This window comes from Halobacterium wangiae (assembly GCF_021249345.1).
Classification (GTDB): Archaea; Halobacteriota; Halobacteria; order Halobacteriales; family Halobacteriaceae; genus Halobacterium; species Halobacterium wangiae.
This window is the reverse complement of sequence record NZ_CP089588.1, coordinates 1717045-1736805: the sequence shown is the minus strand read 5'-3', so window position 1 is coordinate 1736805 and position 19761 is coordinate 1717045. Positions and strand designations below refer to the sequence as shown.

Annotated in this window: 23 protein-coding genes and 1 tRNA gene; 16 read left to right on the top strand and 8 right to left on the bottom strand. The window is 66.3% G+C overall.

The features are described 5' to 3' along the window. The first annotated feature begins 4 nt into the window (after positions 1-4). The 7 genes from LT965_RS09415 to LT965_RS09385 all read left to right on the top strand — a co-directional run bounded on the left by LT965_RS09415 (position 5) and on the right by LT965_RS09385 (position 8598). Positions 5-1030: an ABC transporter permease gene (locus LT965_RS09415; protein WP_232700511.1), complete on the top strand. Its 1026-nt coding sequence runs from the start codon at positions 5-7 to the stop codon at positions 1028-1030. After that, positions 1027-1941, top strand: a complete 915-nt coding sequence (locus LT965_RS09410) for an ABC transporter permease (protein WP_232700510.1) — start codon at positions 1027-1029, stop codon at positions 1939-1941. The genes LT965_RS09415 and LT965_RS09410 overlap by 4 nt, the downstream gene beginning before the upstream one ends. Next, entirely contained in the window at positions 1941-3065 is a 1125-nt protein-coding gene (locus tag LT965_RS09405; RefSeq protein ID WP_232700509.1) for an ABC transporter ATP-binding protein, read from the top strand. Before LT965_RS09410 ends, LT965_RS09405 begins: the two co-directional genes overlap by 1 nt. Further along, a complete protein-coding gene (locus LT965_RS09400; RefSeq protein WP_232700508.1) occupies positions 3062-4201 on the top strand; it encodes an ABC transporter ATP-binding protein in 1140 nt (379 codons plus the stop codon). Before LT965_RS09405 ends, LT965_RS09400 begins: the two co-directional genes overlap by 4 nt. 201 nt (positions 4202-4402) lie before the next feature. Beyond that, the gene (locus tag LT965_RS09395) at positions 4403-6448 is read left to right on the top strand and encodes a hydantoinase/oxoprolinase family protein (RefSeq protein WP_232700507.1); all 2046 of its coding nucleotides are present in this window, start codon (positions 4403-4405) and stop codon (positions 6446-6448) included. 3 nt (positions 6449-6451) lie between these two features. Continuing rightward, positions 6452-8263, top strand: coding sequence for a hydantoinase B/oxoprolinase family protein (locus LT965_RS09390; protein ID WP_232700506.1), 1812 nt, complete (start codon positions 6452-6454; stop codon positions 8261-8263). Beyond that, the gene (locus tag LT965_RS09385) at positions 8260-8598 is read left to right on the top strand and encodes a cupin domain-containing protein (RefSeq protein WP_232700505.1); all 339 of its coding nucleotides are present in this window, start codon (positions 8260-8262) and stop codon (positions 8596-8598) included. Before LT965_RS09390 ends, LT965_RS09385 begins: the two co-directional genes overlap by 4 nt. 33 nt (positions 8599-8631) lie before the next feature. On the opposite strand, the gene LT965_RS09380 is transcribed toward LT965_RS09385, so the two are convergent. Continuing rightward, on the bottom strand, positions 8632-9165 hold the full coding sequence (locus tag LT965_RS09380) for an Lrp/AsnC family transcriptional regulator (RefSeq protein ID WP_232700504.1): 534 nt from the start codon (positions 9163-9165) through the stop codon (positions 8632-8634). A gap of 253 nt (positions 9166-9418) precedes the next feature. On the opposite strand from LT965_RS09380, the gene LT965_RS09375 reads away from it, so the two are divergent. After that, on the top strand, positions 9419-9883 hold the full coding sequence (locus LT965_RS09375; protein ID WP_232700503.1) for a hypothetical protein: 465 nt from the start codon (positions 9419-9421) through the stop codon (positions 9881-9883). Positions 9884-9917: 34 nt separating this feature from the next. Here LT965_RS09375 and LT965_RS09370 read toward each other — a convergent pair whose 3' ends face one another. After that, positions 9918-10601: a haloacid dehalogenase type II gene (locus LT965_RS09370; RefSeq protein ID WP_232700502.1), complete on the bottom strand. Its 684-nt coding sequence runs from the start codon at positions 10599-10601 to the stop codon at positions 9918-9920. Between the two features lie 52 nt (positions 10602-10653). After that, the gene (locus tag LT965_RS09365) at positions 10654-10992 is read right to left on the bottom strand and encodes a DsrE family protein (RefSeq protein ID WP_232700501.1); all 339 of its coding nucleotides are present in this window, start codon (positions 10990-10992) and stop codon (positions 10654-10656) included. A gap of 239 nt (positions 10993-11231) precedes the next feature. Between LT965_RS09365 and LT965_RS09360 the strand changes: the two genes are divergently transcribed. Both LT965_RS09360 and LT965_RS09355 read left to right on the top strand, forming a co-directional pair. Then, positions 11232-11504: a HalOD1 output domain-containing protein gene (locus tag LT965_RS09360; protein ID WP_232700500.1), complete on the top strand. Its 273-nt coding sequence runs from the start codon at positions 11232-11234 to the stop codon at positions 11502-11504. Positions 11505-11659: 155 nt separating this feature from the next. Continuing rightward, a complete protein-coding gene (locus LT965_RS09355) occupies positions 11660-11989 on the top strand; it encodes a DUF7344 domain-containing protein (RefSeq protein WP_232700499.1) in 330 nt (109 codons plus the stop codon). Between the two features lie 51 nt (positions 11990-12040). Here LT965_RS09355 and LT965_RS09350 read toward each other — a convergent pair whose 3' ends face one another. From LT965_RS09350 to LT965_RS09340, 3 genes are all read right to left on the bottom strand, one after another. Further along, positions 12041-12244 carry a hypothetical protein gene (locus tag LT965_RS09350; protein ID WP_232700498.1) on the bottom strand — a complete coding sequence of 68 codons (204 nt, stop codon included), beginning with the start codon at positions 12242-12244 and terminating at the stop codon, positions 12041-12043. 26 nt (positions 12245-12270) lie between these two features. Next, positions 12271-12540: a DdfA family disk-determining factor gene (gene ddfA, locus LT965_RS09345; protein WP_232700497.1), complete on the bottom strand. Its 270-nt coding sequence runs from the start codon at positions 12538-12540 to the stop codon at positions 12271-12273. A gap of 239 nt (positions 12541-12779) precedes the next feature. Next, positions 12780-13199, bottom strand: a complete 420-nt coding sequence (locus tag LT965_RS09340; RefSeq protein ID WP_232700496.1) for a type IV pilin domain-containing protein — start codon at positions 13197-13199, stop codon at positions 12780-12782. 394 nt (positions 13200-13593) lie between these two features. Between LT965_RS09340 and LT965_RS09335 the strand changes: the two genes are divergently transcribed. From LT965_RS09335 to LT965_RS09320, 4 genes are all read left to right on the top strand, one after another. Further along, positions 13594-13667: transfer RNA gene (locus tag LT965_RS09335), tRNA-Phe, on the top strand. Between the two features lie 165 nt (positions 13668-13832). Further along, the gene (locus LT965_RS09330) at positions 13833-14534 is read left to right on the top strand and encodes a DUF2270 domain-containing protein (protein ID WP_232700495.1); all 702 of its coding nucleotides are present in this window, start codon (positions 13833-13835) and stop codon (positions 14532-14534) included. A gap of 240 nt (positions 14535-14774) precedes the next feature. Continuing rightward, a complete protein-coding gene (locus LT965_RS09325; protein ID WP_232700494.1) occupies positions 14775-15110 on the top strand; it encodes a DUF7344 domain-containing protein in 336 nt (111 codons plus the stop codon). Positions 15111-15544: 434 nt separating this feature from the next. Further along, on the top strand, positions 15545-16348 hold the full coding sequence (locus tag LT965_RS09320; protein ID WP_232700493.1) for a TrmB family transcriptional regulator: 804 nt from the start codon (positions 15545-15547) through the stop codon (positions 16346-16348). Between the two features lie 43 nt (positions 16349-16391). Here LT965_RS09320 and LT965_RS09315 read toward each other — a convergent pair whose 3' ends face one another. After that, positions 16392-16679 (bottom strand): HalOD1 output domain-containing protein, encoded by a 288-nt coding sequence (locus LT965_RS09315; protein ID WP_232700492.1) that lies wholly within the window; start codon positions 16677-16679, stop codon positions 16392-16394. A gap of 311 nt (positions 16680-16990) precedes the next feature. Between LT965_RS09315 and LT965_RS09310 the strand changes: the two genes are divergently transcribed. Next, positions 16991-17263, top strand: coding sequence for a hypothetical protein (locus tag LT965_RS09310; protein WP_232700491.1), 273 nt, complete (start codon positions 16991-16993; stop codon positions 17261-17263). Positions 17264-17440: 177 nt separating this feature from the next. Next, the gene (locus tag LT965_RS09305; RefSeq protein WP_232700490.1) at positions 17441-18898 is read left to right on the top strand and encodes a sulfatase; all 1458 of its coding nucleotides are present in this window, start codon (positions 17441-17443) and stop codon (positions 18896-18898) included. A gap of 99 nt (positions 18899-18997) precedes the next feature. Here the strand turns inward: LT965_RS09305 and LT965_RS09300 are convergent, their stop codons facing one another. Then, entirely contained in the window at positions 18998-19378 is a 381-nt protein-coding gene (locus LT965_RS09300) for a hypothetical protein (protein ID WP_232700489.1), read from the bottom strand. Positions 19379-19761: the final 383 nt, after the last annotated feature.

Below are 19761 nucleotides of genomic sequence, written 5' to 3'. Positions count from 1 at the left end.
CCGTATGGGCTACAGAGACTACCTGATCAAACGCGGGCTGTCGACCATCCCGATGTTCGTCGGGCTGTCGGTGCTCATCTTCACACTCGCCCGCGTGATTCCGGGGCGGCCAGCCAGGCTCGCACTCGGCCCGCGTGCGACCGACGAGGCCGTCCAGCGGCTCCGCGAGCAGATGGGGCTGAACGACCCGCTGTGGGTCCAGTACTTCGACTACATGGCCGGGCTCGTGCAGGGCGACCTCGGTCAGTCCCTCATCTCCGAGCGGAACGTCGCCACCGACCTGCTCGACTACTTCCCGGCGACCTTCGAGCTGACGACGCTAGCCATGCTCATCGCGATCGGCGTCGGCGTGCCGCTGGGCGTCGTCGCGGGCCAGCACAAGGACAAGTGGCCGGACAACGCCAGCCGGCTGTTCTCGTTCTTCAACGTCTCCCTGCCACCGTTCTGGGCAGGCATCCTGCTGCAGCTGCTCATCGCGTTCCAGCTCGGGCTGCTGCCGGCGACGGGTCGCATCGGCGACGTCAGTCCGATGCCCGTCGAGACGACGGGACTGCTGCTCGTCGACAGCCTGCTCGCGGCGAACGGTGCGGCGTTCGTGAGTGCCGCCCAGCACCTGCTGCTGCCCGCGATCACCCTGTCGCTCGCACCGATAGCGGACATCGCACGGATGACCCGCTCGAGCTTCATCGAGGAGTACGACAAGGACTACGTCGAGGGACTCCGCACGCACGGCATCCCGAACCGGCTCATCGCGTACAAGTACGTGCTCCGGAAGTCGTTCGCGTCGACGCTCACCATCATCGGACTGGACTACGGCTTCCTGCTGGGCTCCGCGTTCGTCGTCGAGATCGTGTTCTCGTGGCCGGGGATGGCGTCGTACGGCGTCGAGGCCATCCTCCAGAAGGACATCAACGCCATGGTCGGTGTGACGCTCGTCGTCGGGGCGGCGTTCCTGATCGTGAACTTCGCGGTGGACATCCTCTACGGGTTCTTCGACCCGCGGGTGTGGCACGAAGGTGATGCAGAATGAGTGATACAGAAACCACGTCCAGCGAGGCGACCCAGAGTACGTTCGAGCGCCGGTTGGGCGACCTCGACCGGATCGTGTACCGCTTCCGCCAGAACCCGATGTCCGTCCTCGGACTCGGCCTCATCCTGGCGTTCGTCTTCATCGCCGTGTTCGCGCCCTGGATAGCGCCGTTCCCGTACGACGCCGGCTACGGCGGCGAGCCTGCGGTCCACTTCGACCAGAAGTTCGAGTCCCCGAGTGCCGAACACCTCTTCGGCACTGACCAGGCCGGCCGGGACATCTTCAGCCGCGTCCTCTTCGGCGCCCGACTGTCGCTGAAGATCGGGGTGGTCGTGCTCGCAGCAGCCGTCTCCATCGGCGTCCCAGTGGGACTCGTCGCCGGCTACCTCGGCGGGGGCATCGGTATGACGCTGATGCGGGTGACCGACGTGTTCCTGTCGGTGCCACCACTCGTGCTCGCCCTCTCGGTAAGCGTCGCCCTGGAGGCCAGTCTGACGAACTCGATGCTCGCCATCGCCGCCGTCTGGTGGCCGTGGTACGCCCGCCTCACGTACGGCGAGGTGCTGTCGGTGAAGAAGGAGACGTACGTGGAGGCCAGCCGCGGCATCGGGGCGACGTCGGCGCGCACCATCTTCCGGGACATCCTCCCGAACGTGCTCGCCCCCATCACGGTGAAGATGAGCCTCGACATGGGGTACGCCATCCTCGTGGCGTCCGCGCTCGGGTTCCTCGGTCTGGGGGCACAGCCACCGACGCCAGAGTGGGGGACGATGGTCAGCCAGGGACGGGACTACATGCCCGGCCAGTGGTGGTACTCGACGTTCCCGGGGCTCGCCATCTTCCTCATCGTGCTCGGGTTCAACTTCCTCGGTGACGGCCTCCGGGACATGTTCGACGTGGAGGTGCAGTGATGTCGGGGCCCATCCTCGACGTCGACGACCTCACGGTGTCCTTCGACACGTACGAGGGACGCCACCACGTCCTGAACGGCGTCGACCTCACGGTCGGCGAGGGCGAGACGGTCGCACTCGTCGGCGAGACGGGGTGTGGGAAGTCGGTGACCGCCCGCTCCATCATGGGGACGCTCCCCCGGCCACCCGGCGACATCACGGCCGGGGAGATACGCTACAGGGGGACCGACCTGCTCGCGGACGCCGAGGCTCACGAGCGCGTGAAGGGCGAGGAGATGAGCATGATCTTCCAGGACCCGATGACGTACCTCTCCCCGGTGTACCCCGTCGGCTCGATGATGGCCGACGTGGCCACGTACAGCGGCGGGAAGGAGGCGTCCTGGTGGGACGTTCTGAAGAACCTGCTGGGCCGCCGCGACAACCGCGGGGAGATCCGCGAGCGGAGCGCCGAGCTGCTCGAGCGCATGCGGATCCCCGACCCCGAGGGGACCCTCGACCGCTATCCCGTGGAGCTGTCGGGCGGGATGCGCCAGCGCGTCATCGTCGCGATGGCGCTCATCAACGACCCCAAGTTCCTCATCGCGGACGAACCGACGACGGCCCTCGACGTCACCGTCCAGAACCAGATCCTGGACCTGCTCCGCGAGCGCGTCGAGGAGCGGAACCTCTCGATGCTGTACATCACGCACAACCTCGGGGTCGCCCGGGAGATTGCCGACCGCATCTGCATCATGTACGCCGGCGAGATCGTGGAGGTCGGCCGCACGGAGGAGATCTTCGACGCGCCGCTCCACCCGTACACGCGCGGACTGCTCGACAGCATCCCGAAGCTCACTGGCTTCGACGGCACCGGCATCGACGGCCAGATTCCGGACTACACGGACCCGCCCTCGGGCTGTCGGTTCCACCCCCGGTGTCCGGCGGCGATGGCAGGGACCTGTGACGTCGAGCCGGTCGAGGACTACGAGATCGGCGACGGCCGGACGGTCGCCTGCCACCTCTACGAGGACGGGATGGACTTCGAGACGGCCGCGGCGATCGCGTCCGACGAGGCGACGTACCACGACGACGGCGGTGACGACGATACGGTGCCGGCGGAGGCCGGCCCGGGAGGGAACCAATGAGCGCCGAAACGCCAGACAAGACCGAGGGGGACAGCGACGCGACGACGGCCGCCCGTGGCGCGGTCCACCGTGCCGACGAATCGGCGGCCGACCCGCTCGTCTCGGTCCGGGACCTGCGGAAGTACTACCCCGTCAGCGAGGGGGTTCTCAGGCGGTCGACGTCGCACGTGAAGGCCGTCGACGGCGTGAGCTTCGACGTCTTCCCGGGCGAGACGTTCGCCGTCGTCGGGGAGTCCGGCTGCGGGAAGACGACGCTCGGGAAGACCGTCGCGCGCCTGTACGGCGCGACGAGCGGGACGGTGACCTTCGACGGCCGGGACGTGACCGACCTGGAGGGCAAGGCGCTACGGCGCCTCCGGCGGGACGTCCAGGTGGTCTACCAGGACCCGTCGTCGTCGCTGAACCCCCGACGGCGCATCGGGAACATCGTGAAAGAGCCGCTGGACGTCCACGGGGTCGGCACGAAGGCCGAGCGCCGCGACCGGGTCGCGGAACTCCTCCGGAAGGTCGACCTCCCGGTGGAGTTCCGGCACCGCTACCCGAGCGCGCTCTCGGGCGGCCAGAAGCAGCGGGTCGCCATCGCTCGCGCGCTCGCTGTCGAACCGAAGTTCGTCGTGCTCGACGAGCCGACGAGCGCGCTCGACGTGAGCGTGCAGGCGAAGGTCATCTCGCTGCTCGACGACCTGCAGGACGAACTGGGGCTGACGTACCTGCTCATCAGCCACGACCTCAGCCTCGTAAAGAACGTCGCGGACCGCATCGGCGTGATGTACCTCGGGAACTTCATGGAGGTGGCCGACAGCGAGGTGCTGTTCGAGAACCCATTGAACCCGTACACGGAGCAGTTGCTCTCCGCGATTCCGGTCGTCGAGAGCCACGAACGGGAGCTGAAGCCGACGGCCGTGGAGGTCCAGGGGGAGACGCCGGACCCGCAGAATCCGCCGAGTGGCTGTCCGTTCAATCCGCGGTGTCATCGGCGGTTCGAGGCCTGTGACGTCGTGGAGCCCGAGCTGGTCGAGGTGGAGCCCGGCCACCTGACGCGGTGTCTCCACGACCCGGGGGAGAAGCGCGAGGAGGTGATCGCAGCGTTGCCCGACGGCGTCTCCTTCGCCGAACGGCGCGGGAGCGGGAAGTAAGTCACTCGAGGGATCGCGTGGTGGCACCAGTGTCTGTCATCCCCGCCGCCACGCCAGTCGTCCGCGCCCCGCCCACCGACCTCCATTCGCACCGAACTCGGACTGTTTGAACAAAATGTTTCAATAGCCGTGCGTTTCGTTCGACTATAGTGAGAATTCCACCACAATAAGTTTATTAGGAGTGGCGTTTTGGTACCATCTATGGCAGAGAATACCACCCGGGTCGCGGTCGACATCGGGGGGACGTTCACAGACCTCGTCGCCGTCGAGGACGGGGCGCTCTCTCTCGAGAAGGCGTCGACGACGCCCTCGAACTTCGCGGACGGCGTCGTCGACGCGCTCGCGAAGAGCGAACTTGCCCCCGGGACACTGGACCAGTTCGTCCACGGAACCACCGTCGTCATCAACGCCATCACGGAGCGAGAGGGCGAGGACACCGCACTGCTCACCACGGAGGGGTTCCGTGACGTCCTGGACATCACGCGTGCGAACCGCCCGGACATGTACAACTACCAGTACCAGAAACCCGAACCGTTCGTCCCCCGGCGACACCGCCGGGAGATACCCGAACGAGTAGACCAGACCGGCGCGGTCCTCGACCCGCTCGACGAGGAAGCTGTGCGAGCAGCCGCCAGGGAACTGCGGGAGGAGGGCCTCGACACCATCGCGGTGAGCTACCTCCACAGCTACCAGAACCCCGAGCACGAGCGCCGGACCCGTGAGCTCATCGCGGACGTCCACCCGGACGCGTACGTCACGCTCTCCCACGAACTCACCAAGGAGTACCGCGAGTACGAACGCACCAACACCGCGGTCCTGAACTCCTACGTCCGCCCCATCGCCGACGAGTACCTCGACACCCTGGAGGGACGCCTCACCGACCAGTCCTTCGTGGGGAACACGTACGCGATGAAGTCCAACGCCGGAACTGCGAGTTTCGCACAGGCGCGGCGCAGACCCGTCGAGATGGTGGAGAGCGGGCCGGTCGGCGGCGTCTACGGCGCGGCCCGCGTCGGCGAACGGATCGACGAACCGGACGTCGTCAGTTTCGACATGGGCGGCACCACTGCGAAGACCTCCCTCGTCCAGGACGGGGAGGTCACCATCGACACGGACTACTGGCTCGAGTCCTCGGCCAACGAGGAGGGGTACCCCCTGAAGATCCCCGTCGTCGACATCGTCGAAATCGGCGCCGGCGGGGGCTCCATCGCGTGGGTCGACAAGGGTGGCTCCATTAACGTCGGCCCGAAGAGCGCCGGTGCCGCACCGGGACCGGCGTGCTACGGGCGGGGCGGCACCGAACCGACGGTCACTGACGCCGACCTGCTCACCGGCCGACTCAACCCCGACTACTTCCTCGGCGGTGAGATGAGGCTCGACACCGAGGCGGCCCGCAGCGCGCTCGAACCACTGGCCGACGAGTTCGGCACGAGCGTACGCGAGGCCGCCCACGGCGTCCTCCAGGTTGTGAACTCGAACATGGCGAACGCGCTCAAGCAGGTGAGCATCCGGCGCGGCCACGACCCCCGGGACTTCGTGATGGTGGCCAGTGGCGGCGCGGGACCGCTGCACGCGGCGACGCTAGGGCGGGAACTCGGCGTGAAGGAGACGGTGGTCCCGCGGGCGCCGGGCCAGTTCTCCGCGTGGGGAATGTTGCTCACCGACCTCCGGAAGGACTTCGCGCGGACGCACGTCACCGACTTCGACGGGACGGCCGCCCCCGACGTCGCGGCCATCTTCGCGGAGATGGAGCGAGAGGCGTACGACGCCTACGCTGGCGAGGACGTCGCCGACGAGGACATCGTCCTCGAACGCAGCGTCGACCTCCGGTACGCGGGCCAGGAGCACACCGTGAACACGCCCGGCCCGCACGGCGACGTCGACGGCGCCGCCGTCGCGGCGACCATCGAGCGCTTCCACGAGCGCCACGAGCGGGCGTACAACTTCCGCATGGACGACCCCGTGGAGGTCGTGAACCTCCGCCTGACGGCGTCGGCGCCGATGCCGGAACCCGACTTGGACGTCGTCGAGCGGGACGGCGACGTCGCGGCCGCCGTGAAGGAGACCCGCGAGGTCGACTTCGGCGCCGAGGGCGTCCACGACACCCGCGTCTACGAACGCGGCGCACTCCCGACGACCGAACCCATCGAGGGGCCCGCGGTCGTCGAGGAACCGGCCTGCACGACGCTCGTCCACCCCGGACAGACGGTGGACGTCGACGTGCTCGGCAACCTCCACATCTCCTGACCAATGAGAGCGAACGCACACACCGACGACGAGACCGACGGCGTCGACCCGTTCACGCGGGAAGTCGTCACGAACGCACTGCAGAGCGCCGCCGAGGAGATGTTCCTCAACCTCGGCCGCACCGCCAAGTCGAGCGTCATCTACGAGACACTCGACTACGCCTGCGGCGTCACGGACGCCGAGGCGAACGTCATCGCGCAGGCCAACGGCGTCCCCGGCTTCCTCGGCACGCTGAAGTTCTGCGTCGCCGACGTGGTCGAGAAGTTCGGGAGAGAGACGTTCGAACCCGGCGACGTCGTCGTGCTCAACGACTACCACGGCGGCACCCACCTCAACGACGTCGCGATGGTCGCACCCATCTTCGTCGACGACGAACTCGTCGGGTTCACCGCGTCGAAGGCCCACTGGACCGACGTCGGCGGGAAGGACCCGGGGTCGTGGACGACCGACGCGACCAGCGTGTTCCAGGAGGGCATCCAGTACCCGATGGTGAAACTGTACGAGGGCGGCGAGCGCAACGACGCCGTCTTCGACATCGTCATCGCGAACACGCGCATGCCGGCGGTCACTCGCGGCGACATGCAGGCACAGAAGTCCTCCATGGAGGTCGGTGCCGAGCGCGTCGTCGAAGTGTTCGAGCGCTACGGCGTCGACACCGTCGAGCAGGCCGTCGCCGACGACTTCGACGCCGGCGAGCGCCTCGTCCGGGAGGAGATACGGGACCTGCCGAACGGGACGTACACCGCCGAGGACTACCTCGACGACGACGGCATCACGGACGACCCGGTCCACGTGGAGGTGGAGGTCACCATCCGCGAGGAGTCCGTCGAACTCGACTACACGGGGACCGACCCAGAGACCGAGGGCCCCATCAACGCGCCGTACGCTGCCTCCGTCTCCGACATCCGGGCGTTCTTCCAGGCCATCACACTCCCCCACGCGGACACCAACGAGGGGTTCTTCCGGCCGCTCGAGGTCACCATCCCAGAAGGGACGGTGCTGAACGCGACGAAACCCGCACCCATCGGCACCGACTGGGAGGGGTCGGCGATGGCCGCCGACCTCCCGTGGAAGGCGCTGGCGCCACACCTCCCGGAGCGACTGTCGGCGGGCCACTTCCTCAGCGTCTGTGCGACAATCGTCGGCGGCTACGACGACCGCAACGACGAGGACTTCCTCGTCGTCGAACCGCAGCCCGGCGGGTGGGGTGGGAGTCCCGGGAAGGACGGCGCGGACGTCCTCGTCTGCTCGGGCGACGGCGACACCCTCGAGATGCCCGTGGAGGTGATGGAGACGCGGTTCCCCCTGCTGTTCGACGCCTTCGAACTCGACACGCCACAGGAGGCCGGCCACGGTGAGTACCGCGGCGGCACCGGACTCGTCCAGGACTACCGGATGTACAACGACTCGGGCGGCTTCATCACTGCCGGGTTCGGTCGGTCGAAGTTCCCACCGTGGGGCGTCGAGGGCGGCCAGGACGGCGACGGGAACCACATCGAGATCGTCCGAGACGGGGACGGCAGCGTCGAACGGCACAGCAACCTCACGAACCACGAACTGGACCCCGGCGACGTGGCACGGCTCGTGACCAGTTCGGGCGGCGGCTGGGGAGACCCCCACGACCGCGACCCGGAGCGCGTCCGCGAGGACTACCACGACGACTACGTCACGCGGGAGACTGCACGAGCGGTCTACGGTGTGGTGCTCACCGAGGACGGCGAAGTGGACGAAGCCGCGACCGCGGAACATCGGGCGACCGGGGGCGACGACGCTCACGCTGACGACGGTAGCCAGAGCGGAGGTGGAGGCCAGTGAGCGACGAGGGTGTCGAGCTCACCGTTCTGGACGACGTCTGGGCGGAGAGCACTGGGAGTCCACTCACGCTGTTCGAGTCCGAAGACCCCGAGTCCGAAGCCGGTTCGTACGTCATCCAGCCGGGAGAACGCGTGCCGGAGGAGGGGTGGACGAGCCACGAGGGCGACGAACTCTCGGTGATCCTCGACGGCGAGGTGACGCTCGTCACGCCGGACAACGAGTACACCGTCTCCGCCGGCACGCTGTCGGTCATACCGGCGGGCGTCGAGCACTACAGCGTCAACGAGACGGAGACGCCTACGAGGCTCGTCTACACCGCCATCGGCGGGTTGTAGGCCCACGCGGGGCCTCGGCCGTCTACGGGGCAGTCAGTCAGTGCCGTTCGAGAACGTCTTGTGCCAGGCCTTGTGGGTCTTCGTCACCGGAATCGTCTCGTAGCTGTCGACCGCCTCGTGGTCCTGGAGCTTCGACCGGAGGTACGTCTTCACGTCCGAGAGCGACGCGTGCCACACCCGCAGGAGCAGGTCGTACTTCCCCATGTACTCCTCGATCTCGTAGATGAGTTCCTCGTCTTTGACCTCCTCGACGAACGCGTCCAGTTCCTCGACGACGACGCTCGAGTCGAGTGTGACGAAGACGTCGGCGTACGCGAGTTCGGCCTCCTGCATGACGAGGACGCCGATGATGTCGACGAGTCCCTCGTCCTGCAGTTTCTTCCGGCGCCGTCGCGCGGCCGTCCGCGACAACCCGACGCGTTCACCGATTTCGGTGTCGGACATCCGGCCGTCCTCGTTGAGCGCCTTGTAGATGCGGTAGTCGGTCTCGTCGAGGTGCTCTTTGAGAATTCGCTTGACCTTCTCGTTGTCGACCCACTCGTCGCTGGTGGTCGCCTGGGGAGCCATATGGCAACGGGTTCGCTCCCCGGGGAGGTGTAGTTATCGGTCGAATCGTCACACGCGACCCCCGAATCGCCCTCTGCTCTCGATTTCGACACCCGAAATAACTACTCGTCCGGGTGGCTGCTCCTCCCTCACCGAGCGTGAGCGACGGTCGGCAGGGCGGCGGGGTATCGGTGACGCCCAGATACTGCTGCAGTAGCGGCGCAAGCGAGGCCGAAACCCGGTTTCAAGTCGGTGCGCCGCGTACGTCGTGTCGATGAACGACCAGATGGGGAACGCGAGACGCGTCTCGACGATGCGGCTGTACGGCGCGAGCGTCGCCCTCGTCTCGGGCGGGTACTCCCTGTACCAGGCGACGACGGGGATGGCGACGTCGGGCACAGGGATGATGGGCACGGGGATGACGGGGAGTGCGTGGTTCATGGCCGCGCTCGGCGTCGTCGTGCTCGTTCACGGCGCCGTGTTACTCACGCCGGCCGCATCGTCCCTCGGGCGAGCCAGTGGCCCGCTGATGGTCGTCTACGCAGTACTTATGCTGGTCAACCAGGCGTGGCTGGCGACCGCCTGGGGTGGCGGCATGACGGGCGGCGGGACGATGAACGACGGCTCGATGCGCAGCGGCATGGACGCCGCGATGGGCGCCGACGCCGGGATGGTGGCGATCGCGGTGCTGATGCTCGCCAGCGGCGTCATCATGACCCAGCGAAAGGAGATGATGTAGCGCTGGGAGCGACGCTCGCGAGCAGAGTGGGCTGTCAGACACCCAGCGCGTCGGCCAGTTCCTCGAGGCCCTCGACGGTCAGGTCCGGTTCGCCGTCGAAGGGCTCCCACGGCGCCCCGCTCCGGTTCACCCAGACGCTCTGCATGCCGGCGTGGCTGGCGCCCACGACGTCGAACCAGCCGGCGGTCGCGTGCGCTATCTCGTCGATGGGCGTCCCCGTCCGGGCGGCGGCGTGGCGGTACAGCTCCCGAGCGGGTTTGAACGTGCGAACCTCGTCGGCGCTGACAGTGTCCTCGACGAGGTCGGCGATGTCGGCGTGCTCGACCATCGACGCCAGCATCTCGGGGTTCCCGTTGGAGACGACGTAGCAGTCGTAGCCGCCGTCACGGAGTCGTTCGACGGCGCCGCGGACGTCGTCGAAGACGTCGAGTTCGTGGTAGACGGCGAGTATCTCGTCGCGTTCGTCCGTCGAGAGCGCCACGTCGTAGGCGTCGAGGGCGGACTGGAGTGCGTCCCGGTTCATCTCGTAGAACGACTGGTAGGCGTCGATCTGGTTCGCGACGAACGTGTACTCCAGCGACCGCGCTCGCCAGCGTTCGGAGACTGGTTCGGGGTCGGGAACGCTGTCCGCGAGCGCGGCCTCGGCCGCGTCCACGTCGACGAGCGTGCTGTAGGAGTCGAACGTGACCGTGCTCACGCGCGCTGCGTCGAACGTCATGGCTAGCACGAGGACGGCCACAGTGATAGTCGTCGCCCCCGTCGATGTCGGGTTACGGCCGCAGGTAGGCGTACCCCTCGTCCTGCAGGCGGGTCACCTCGACGGCGCCCTCGGGGACCGTCTCGACGCCGTCGAGGAGGTCCGACTCCTCGAGGTCGAACGCCGCGAGCGTGTTGGAACACCCCTTGAACGGGACGCCGTCGTCGAGCAGCGACTGGACGTCCTCCGCGTGCTCCCCGTCGGTCGTCACCGCGTGGATGCCGCCGGCCTGTGCGACGATCGCGATGTCGTCGATGCTCCCGCTCTCGTCGTCCAGGAGGTTCCGGGCGATGTTGAGTGCGGTTCGCTGTTCGGTTTCGTCGCCGGAGACGAGGTGGATGACGGACTGCATCAACTGTGTTGTCGGACTCCGACGCCTAACGCTATCTGCTTGCGACGGCAAGCATCGGGCGCGAGCGGCGCCGAGGCGGTCGACGAGGAGGTAGTAGACCTTTCGGGAGTGCCCGCCGGAGTTCGTCATACTCGCGTCAGACACCCGTGGGGACCCACGTGTCGCGATTCCCGCGAGAACCCGTCATACCGCCGTCTGACACCCCTTTATCATCCATCGCCCCGTGTGTGTATTGTACGATGTCCCGTAGCGAGCCACCCCGCGATACGATAGTTCGGTCGTACACGCCCGCAGACGACGAGGCAGCGACCACTGCCGTACTCGAAGCAGTCAGCCTCAACTCCGGGGTGCCAGTTCTGGAGCTCCCGCCGCTCTCGGAGGCCATCGACCCGGACAGTCTGAACGCCATCTGTCGGCACACACAGAACACGGCGAACGTCCAGTTCGAGTACGCCGGCCAGACTGTCGTCGTGCACGAGGACCGGACTGTCGAGGTGTGCCTGAGTAGCTGAGGACGCGAGCGCGGTTCGTTCCGGGCCCAGAAGAACCAGCCGGGGACGTCCGGCGGGGCCGCGAACCAGGCCGGACCTAATTACTTACAGCTTGGTCTTATGGGGAACAATGACGTCCGGGTAGATAGCAGGGCGCGAGGGCTGCTACACCCACCATGACCAACACAACAGCGGGCGACCCTGAGAAACCACCGGCAGCCGCAGAGCTCTCCGAACACGACCAGTACCGACTGCTCGCTAACGAGCGGCGTCGCGTCACCGTCGACGTCCTCGCCGACCAGTCGTCCCCGTTGACACTCGGAGAGCTGGCGACAGCGGTCGACGCCCGGGAGAACGACCTCGGGAGCGAGCGGCAGCGAGTGCTCGAAGTCCGACTTCACCACGTCCACCTGCCGATGCTGGCGGACGCCGGCGTCCTCGACTACGACCCGGAGACCAACCGCGTCGAGCCGCGAGCGTCGAGACTCGAAGCATTGACTCGGTGACCCAGTTCGGTCGTCGCGACGCCGAGTAGTAGAACAGAACCTCGTGCGGTGTTACGCGTCGTACTCCTTCGTCACCAGGTCCACGAAGTGATTCCGCTTGGTCGTCTCGTACTTCTCTTCGTGTTCCTCGATGAGGTCGTACGCGTCGTCCAGGTCGCCCTCGACGACTGTCTCGAACGAGCAGGCCGTGCAGTCGAGCTTGTACGTTCTCTCGGTCCCGTTCGATGTGTTCTCCGTGCCCTGGGTGTTGTTCATTCCGTGAGTGCTGGCTGGCACAAGGGTTACTCCGAGAGGGCGGTCGCCTGTGCCGTCCCGTCGCTGGCCACGCGGACTTCACACCCCGCGTAGACGAATTCGACTTCGAGGAGTGTACCGTCGGCTCCCGGGTCGTGGGATCGGAGCAGCGTGTTCAGGGCGTCGGAGTCGACGACGTTGTACAGCGGGTCGAGTTCCATCGGGTCGGCGCCAGTCTCTTCGGCGACTGCAGTGACGACGGCCTGGCTCGTGATTTCGTCGTCGATAATACCTATTTCACTCGTTGCGGTTTGCATCACCAGTTCCTAACAGTGCATAGGGCATCTCTTCGGCGGCTACCTAGATAGGCTGGCGTCAGACAGAGAGGCTATCAGTATAGGGCCGGTCCGTGGTCGAGGCGGAGATGGGGGCTCGCGGACCGCCTCAGAGTCTACGTCTCGCCACTCCAGAGTTGGCCGATCGGGGACTACAGGCGAGAACAACATCCGCCCTGACAGCGGTACGAAATACGAGAAACGGGATCGGAGCGGCGGGTCTACGACGATTCGTTGAGGACCAGTTCCTTCTGTGCGACGACGGTCCCGGTCCCACTCTCGCCGTACGCCGTGACGACGATGTTCGTCGACACGCCAGCCGTATTCCCAGTAACCTTCACTGATTCACCAACTTGCTTTAGTTGGACTGGATTCGAGGCGTCGGTGTTTTTCGCAGTGACGTTCAGGTACTCCGCGTTCCCCTGACTGATCCACGTCACAGTCGCGTTTCCGTCGCTGCTCTTGCTGATGTCGGCGCCGGCGTTGACGCTCTCGCTCACCTGGTCGGGGAACCCGAGGACGAACGTCGCGATGACGGCGGCCAGGATGACCGTGATGGCGACCATCAGGATGACCCCGATGACCGGCGATACGCCGCGTTCGTCCGCGTCCGGAACGTCGAACAAGCTGATTTCCTTCATGGTAGTGGTCGTGCACTGCTGCGGAACTGTCGGCGCTGCCCCCTCGACTCGCGGCGGAGCTCACCCCTCCGGTTACGATTCCGCGTCGTGCTCACAGCCGCGTTCCGACCGCGTGCACTTAAGTTTCCCCTCGAGGTAGCGCGGACCTACCAGCCCCAGCGTCATCGTTCCGTCAGACGGCGGGTAGATTCGTGGCCCTACTCACGGGAGTCGAGCGAGGCGTGAGCGCTCGGTCTCCACTGCGCGCCGGTCGTCTCGTCGTCGTCCCAGCACTCGACCGGTCGGACGGCCGAGACGTCCCGAGGAGGCGTCGAGGGCGAGTTCCACGACGGCGCCGGGCTGCCGTGGGGATTCGAAACCCTTTTTCCCCCGACTGCCGTCCCATCGACTGCGAGCCGCCTTAGCTCAGACTGGGAGAGCACTCGACTGAAGATCGAGCTGTCCCCCGTTCAAATCGGGGAGGCGGCATACCTTTTCCACGCGAATCACATTCGACAGCGACGACTGAAGATCAAGCTGTCCACCTCCCCGCGAGCAAAGCGAGCGCTCGGAGAACCGACGCCGCGCCGGCCGTCACCTTCCTCGGCCACGTCAGACCTAACCCTCGCGTTTCCGTTCTCTAGACTAGAGACGATGACCGAAGACGAGTTCGACCCGGAAGAACCAGAAGAGGCAGAGATCGGTCGAGAGATGGTCGACCAGAGCACCGGCCTCGGGTCGGTCGTCGCGCACTTCTACCGCGGTGAGGTCGCGCGCGAGGTCTCGTGGCGGGAGCGGCTAGACGCGACGACCAACTGGGCGGTGACAGTCATCGCGGGCATCCTCGCGTACGCGTTCTCCAGTGACGACGTCTCCCACTCGATCCTGCTCGTCGGGATGGGCGTCGGCGTCGTGTTTCTGCTGATCGAGGCCCGCCGGTTCCAGCAGTACGACGTCTGGCGATCGCGGGTGCGTTCGATGCAGGAGAACCTCTTCGCGAACGCGCTCGATCCCTCCCAGGGCGTCGAGCAACGGGACTGGCGTCGTCAGTTGAGCGAGGACTACAGGCGACCGAAGACGAAGATGCCGCTCCGACAGGCACTCGCCCACCGGCTCCGGCGGGTGTATCTGCCACTGCTGGTCGGACTCCTGTTCGTGTGGCTGTTCCGCCTGACCGGCGCGGACGAACCACTGGTGGCGGCTGCGGGAATGTCCACGGCGCCCGGCTGGTTCGTTCTCGGTCTCGTCGGCGCAGTCTACCTCTTCCTGTTCGTCCTGGCGTTCTGGCCGGGGATGCAGGCCGTCTCGGAGACGGACGACAAGATCGACCGCGGTGACCTCGAGAGAAACGAGTGAGCCACTCGACGCTTGACCGGGCGTTCGTCCCGGGAGCCGTCACTGGAGTCGAACGCGGTGCCTCCCGGAGTGCCGTTCCCGAACGTCGTCCCGCGGAGGGGAGCCCTACTGGGGCCGGAGTCGAGCGGTGGGGAGCGGGGCGTTACCGCATCGACGGCCCTGTGACTCACTTAATTAATAATCCCGCGAGTGTGAAAATGCCACTCATTGAAACAGCCTGGGCCGTTCTAGACACGTATCGTGACCGACAACCGCCTCGACGCGCACATCAGGCTCGTCTCCGACAGACAGCGACGTAGAGTCATCCGACGATTGCGTGAGACGGCGGACGACGAGACGACGGTCGACAGCCTCGTCGACGAACTGCACAGCACCGAGCCGATTCAGGCCGACGGCGGCGCCATGGAACGGAGCGAACTTTCCATCCAGTTACGCCACACGCACCTGCCGAAGCTCGCCAGCCACGGCGTGGTCGACTACGACCAGGAGAGCGGGACGCTCAGCTACCTGTCCCACGAACAGGTCGAGGCGGTGCTGGACGCGCTCCCGACGCAACTCGCGCACGCGGAACTCTGAACGAGCGGGACTCCCGAGTCGGTCCGTAGCCGTCATTTCTCCTGGTCCGTTCGGAGCTACCACTGGGCAGTCGTGGGTTTTCCAGGGCGCCTCCAGTGAACGGGATGGCACGCAGTAGTAAGGTGGTTGGGACACAGTACTGAGCTGCGTGCCGGTAACCGCTTGCGCCCCCGCGTGTATATCCCTTTTGTGAGCAACCGGGTGACAGTTGCTACCAGTTACGAGCGAGTGCTGTACACCGTGTACCTCGATTCAATTCGGTTGTGACAGACGTAGTCACAACAGCCGCCAGTCCGTGCAAGCGGCCTCGGGCGGACGTAGCCGCCATTTCCTGGCTGTTCGGCTCGCTCGGCGTCGTCAGTAGAGTGGCAATGCCTATCCGTGGTGGGTGCCAAAAACCGGGGAATCCCGGCGTAACCGGGAGGTTGGGACACATGGACAAATCTGAAAGCGTTGGAGAGGCCGTCGAGGTTCTCCAGCAACTCGGCCTGAAGGAGTACGAGGCGCGATGTTTCGTCGGACTGTCCCGCATCCACGCGGGAACAGCGAAGCAACTCAGCGAGATGACAGAGGTGCCGCGAACGCGGGTGTACGACGCAGTCCGAGTGCTCGAGGCACAGGGTCTCGTCGAGGTGCAACACTCGAGCCCCCAGCAGTTCCGGGCTGTCCCGCTCGACGAGGCCGAGGAGACGCTCAGGGACCAGTACGAGTCCCGCGTCGACCGACTCCACGACGCCCTCGCGACCATCGACGTCGTCGCGGACGACGACGAGTCGACCGTCCAGGAGGTGTGGGCGATGCAGGGGCGGGACGGCATCGAGAACCGGACGAACGAGCTCGTTCGGAACGCGTCCGAAGAGATCGTGTTAGTGCTCGGCGACGAGACGCTGCTCACCGACGACCTCGTCGACACACTCAACGACGTCGAGAACGGCGTCGAGCTGGTCGTCGGCGCGTTGACTGCCTCACTCGAAGACCAGATCCAGGAGGCAGTCCCCGGTGCCACGACGTTCATCTCCGGCCTGGAGTGGTTGCACGGTTCGATGGACACGGAGGACGACACCGCGATCGGTCGACTGCTGCTGGTCGACCGGTCGACAATCCTCGTGAGTTCGATCATGCCCGACACAAAGGAGGAGCAGGCGATATTCGGCGAGGGGTTCGGGAACGGCCTGGTCGTGGTAGCGCGCCGTCTCATGGCCCAGGGACTGATAACTGCTCGCGACCCCGGGCAGTGAGCGAGCGCGTGTCGTTCGTCGACCGCTACGAAGGCGATTCGCGCTAGCGGTTCTCCTGGAAGTCGGGCACCCGCGACGGAATCGTGAGCGGCCTGACCGTCAGGTACTCGCCGTTGTCGACGGTGACCCGACAGTTACCGAAGACGAAGGAGAGCCGGCCGCCGATTCGCGTCTTGCCGTCCGCTGCCGGGACGAACAGCGCGTCGAGGGCCTCCGGGTCGAGGACGTGGTCCAGGGATCGAAGCGAACCGGGTCGACGGCCGTTGACGGCGCTCACTGCACGCACTACGGCCGTACTCACCGACTCGTCCACCCCGATGTTGTATTCCACGCCACTGGTAGGAGCGGGCGGGTGAAACCCGTGGCGTTTTTCACCCGAATCATCACAACAATACTACTCGCGTCTCGTTCGGGGCCCCAACGGCCGCCGCCGGTGGCCCACCAATGTGCGAGCAGCGTCGTCGATGGACGCCTCCGTCCAATGCAGCCCCGTCTCCCGGGTCTCGACGGTGCCGACGCCAGACGACGCGGGAAGCAGGAGGGCTCTCCGACGTAGTACGGTCGTCTTACCCAGAGATGGCTCTCGTTTCGCCGGACACGGGTCCAATTAACAAACACCGCTGGGCAGGTACACTCTCCTGCATGGCCGACAGAATGCAGCAGCAACGATCGAAACAGGCGGCCGAACGAACGGGGAGAGACCCATTCTTCCTCGCCGCGATACTGTCGATCCCGATGTCGTGGTACTACTTCTTCATGAAGCAGGACCAGGAACGCGGGATCTTCGTGGGTCTCTGGGCACCGACGTTCCTCGCCCTCGGGAGCCACTTCCGACAGATCCGGATGAACGAGCTGATGGAACGGGACTCCAGCGACATCGTGAGTCGCGTCCAGCGGATGGTCAAAGAGCAGTAACCGGGCGCGCTCGCTCTTCGACGGCGCCCTCGACCGCGAACGGCTCGCCCGGCCCCGATTTGGCCGGGCGTTCTACGGAAAACACCGACTGTGTAGCCACAGCGCGACGTTTCGCCGCCGGTCGACGCCGACAAGCGGGGACTTACTATCGGTATCGAACCCCAAGGAGCAGAGACGATGGCCGCACAGCCAAACGTCGTGGTCGTAGTGGCGGACACGACGCGTGTCGACGACGCCTACGACGCACAGGTCGCGCCGACGCTCGCCGACCTCGCCGACGCCGGGACGCGGGCGACGCGGGCGTTCTCCACGGCGCCGTGGACGCTCCCGTCCCACGCGTCGATGCTCACCGGAACGCACACGTCGAAACACGGTGCGCACGCCGGGCACGAACAGCTCGACGACCGACTCCCGATGCTGTCGGAGTGTTTCCGGGACGCCGGCTACGAGACGGTCTGCGTCTCGAGCAACACGTGGTTGAGCGCCGAATCCGGCTTCGACCGCGGGTTCGACTCCTTCCAGCAGACGTGGCAGGTCGTCCAGTCCGGGAACGCGCTGGGCGGACTCGTCGAGGAGACCGAGGAGAGTCGACTCCGCGCGGTCGCCCGGGAGCTGTTCGACGGGAACCCGTTCGCGAACGTCGCGAACGTCCTCTACCGCTACCTCGTCCGCGACCGGGCGGACGACGGTGCGGCCCGCAGCACGGAGTGGATCGAGAACTGGCTCGGCGACCGCGACGCGACCGACCCGTTCTTCCTGTTCGTGAACTACCTCGAACCCCACCTCGAGTACCGGCCGCCGCGACGGCTCGCCGAGCAGTACCTCCCCGCGAACGCGACCTACGAGGAGGCGATGGACGTCCCCCAGGAGCCCTGGGAGTACCTCGCGGGCAACCTGACGCTCTCGGACTCCGAGCTCCAGTTGCTCCGCGGGCTCTACCGCGCGGAGGTCGCGTACGTCGACGAACAGCTCGCGGCGCTCAGAACCGCACTCGAGGAGGCCGGGGAGCTGGAGGACACCATCTTCGTCGTGACGTCAGACCACGGGGAGAACATCGGCGACCACGGCATGATGGACCACCAGTACTGTCTCTACGACACGCTGGTCAACGTGCCGCTCGTGCTCGACGGCGGCGCCTTCAGCGGAGAGGGTGAGCTGACGGACCTGGTCAGTCACGTGGACCTCGCGCCGACGCTGCTCGATGAGGCGGGCATCGACGCGCCCGACGCACGCGAGTCGTTCCAGGGCGTCTCCTTCCACCCGGACGCCGACGCCGAGCCCCGCGAGTTCGTCGTCAGCGAGTACGTGGAACCCCAGCCCTCGATGGACGCGCTCGAACGCAACGTCGAGGACCTGCCCGAGCACCTCTACCAGTACGACCGGTCGCTGCAGGCGATCCGGACGCGGGAGTACAAGTTCGTCCGCGGCTCCGACGGCCTGCGGGAACTGTACGACCTCGACGCCGACGCCGGGGAGACGACGGACGTGGCGGACGCCGAATCGGCAGTGGCCGAGGACCTGGAGGCGACACTCGACGAGTGGCTCGCGTCCTTCGAGCACGCGGACGTCGACGAGTCGGTCACCATCTCCGAGGACCGGAAGGACCGCCTGGAACAGCTCGGCTACCTCCAGTAAGGGCGTCCTACCGGCCGTTGCTCCGCTGTCTACGGGAGCGAGAGCTGGGTGGCGTGGCGACGAAATTCGCTCGCAGAACAGCGCGCCTCGTCGGCGCTTCTAGTCGGAGTTGGGGGCGACGTCGAACTCCTCGTCGCCGGTCGTGTGCGGGAGGGCGGCTTCGACGACTCGCTGGACCTGTGCGGTGAGTCGCGGGCGCCACTCGGAGACGCGCGGGACCGGCGTGCCGTCAGTGATCGCTCCGTCGTCGGGGGCGCGGAAGGCGGCGATGAGCGACCACATGGTGCAGGCGGCGAACGAGCCGACGGCGGAGAACGTCATGCCGAGCGTGAAGAACGTCATCGAGTAGACGGCGCCGATGAGCATCGACGGGACACTCGTGGCGCGGGGCACCCGCGAGGCGGTGTCCCGGAGCGTCGGGTAGAGGAACATTACCGACGTCAGACTGCCGACGAGGAAGACGAGGTCCTGCCACATCATCGCTGCTCACCGCGCTCGGTCGAGGTTCGGTAGGTTGTCTGGTTCATAGCTCTAGGTTGGTCCTGACGGGTAAGTATGGCTCGGTTATTGTAGTCTGAGACCCATTAACGCCGGTTTTCGAGGAGAACGGTCGAACGAAGCGCTCCGGCGATCTCCACGTTTGGTTCCGCGAGCGTGGCGACCCAATTCGGACACGGTAGTTGCATGTGAGGCGGTAACGGGGTCTTTCGAGGCCCGTGGGTGAGGTAGGCGAACCATTCGCACCCAATTGTGGCGGTGCTAGCAGTTCTCGTGGGGTGGCGGCGGTGCTAGCCTGTGCGTACCGCGGGCGCTCGCGTGCGCGGAACCGATGAAACGCTTATCAGTGCGACCGACGTAGGGGG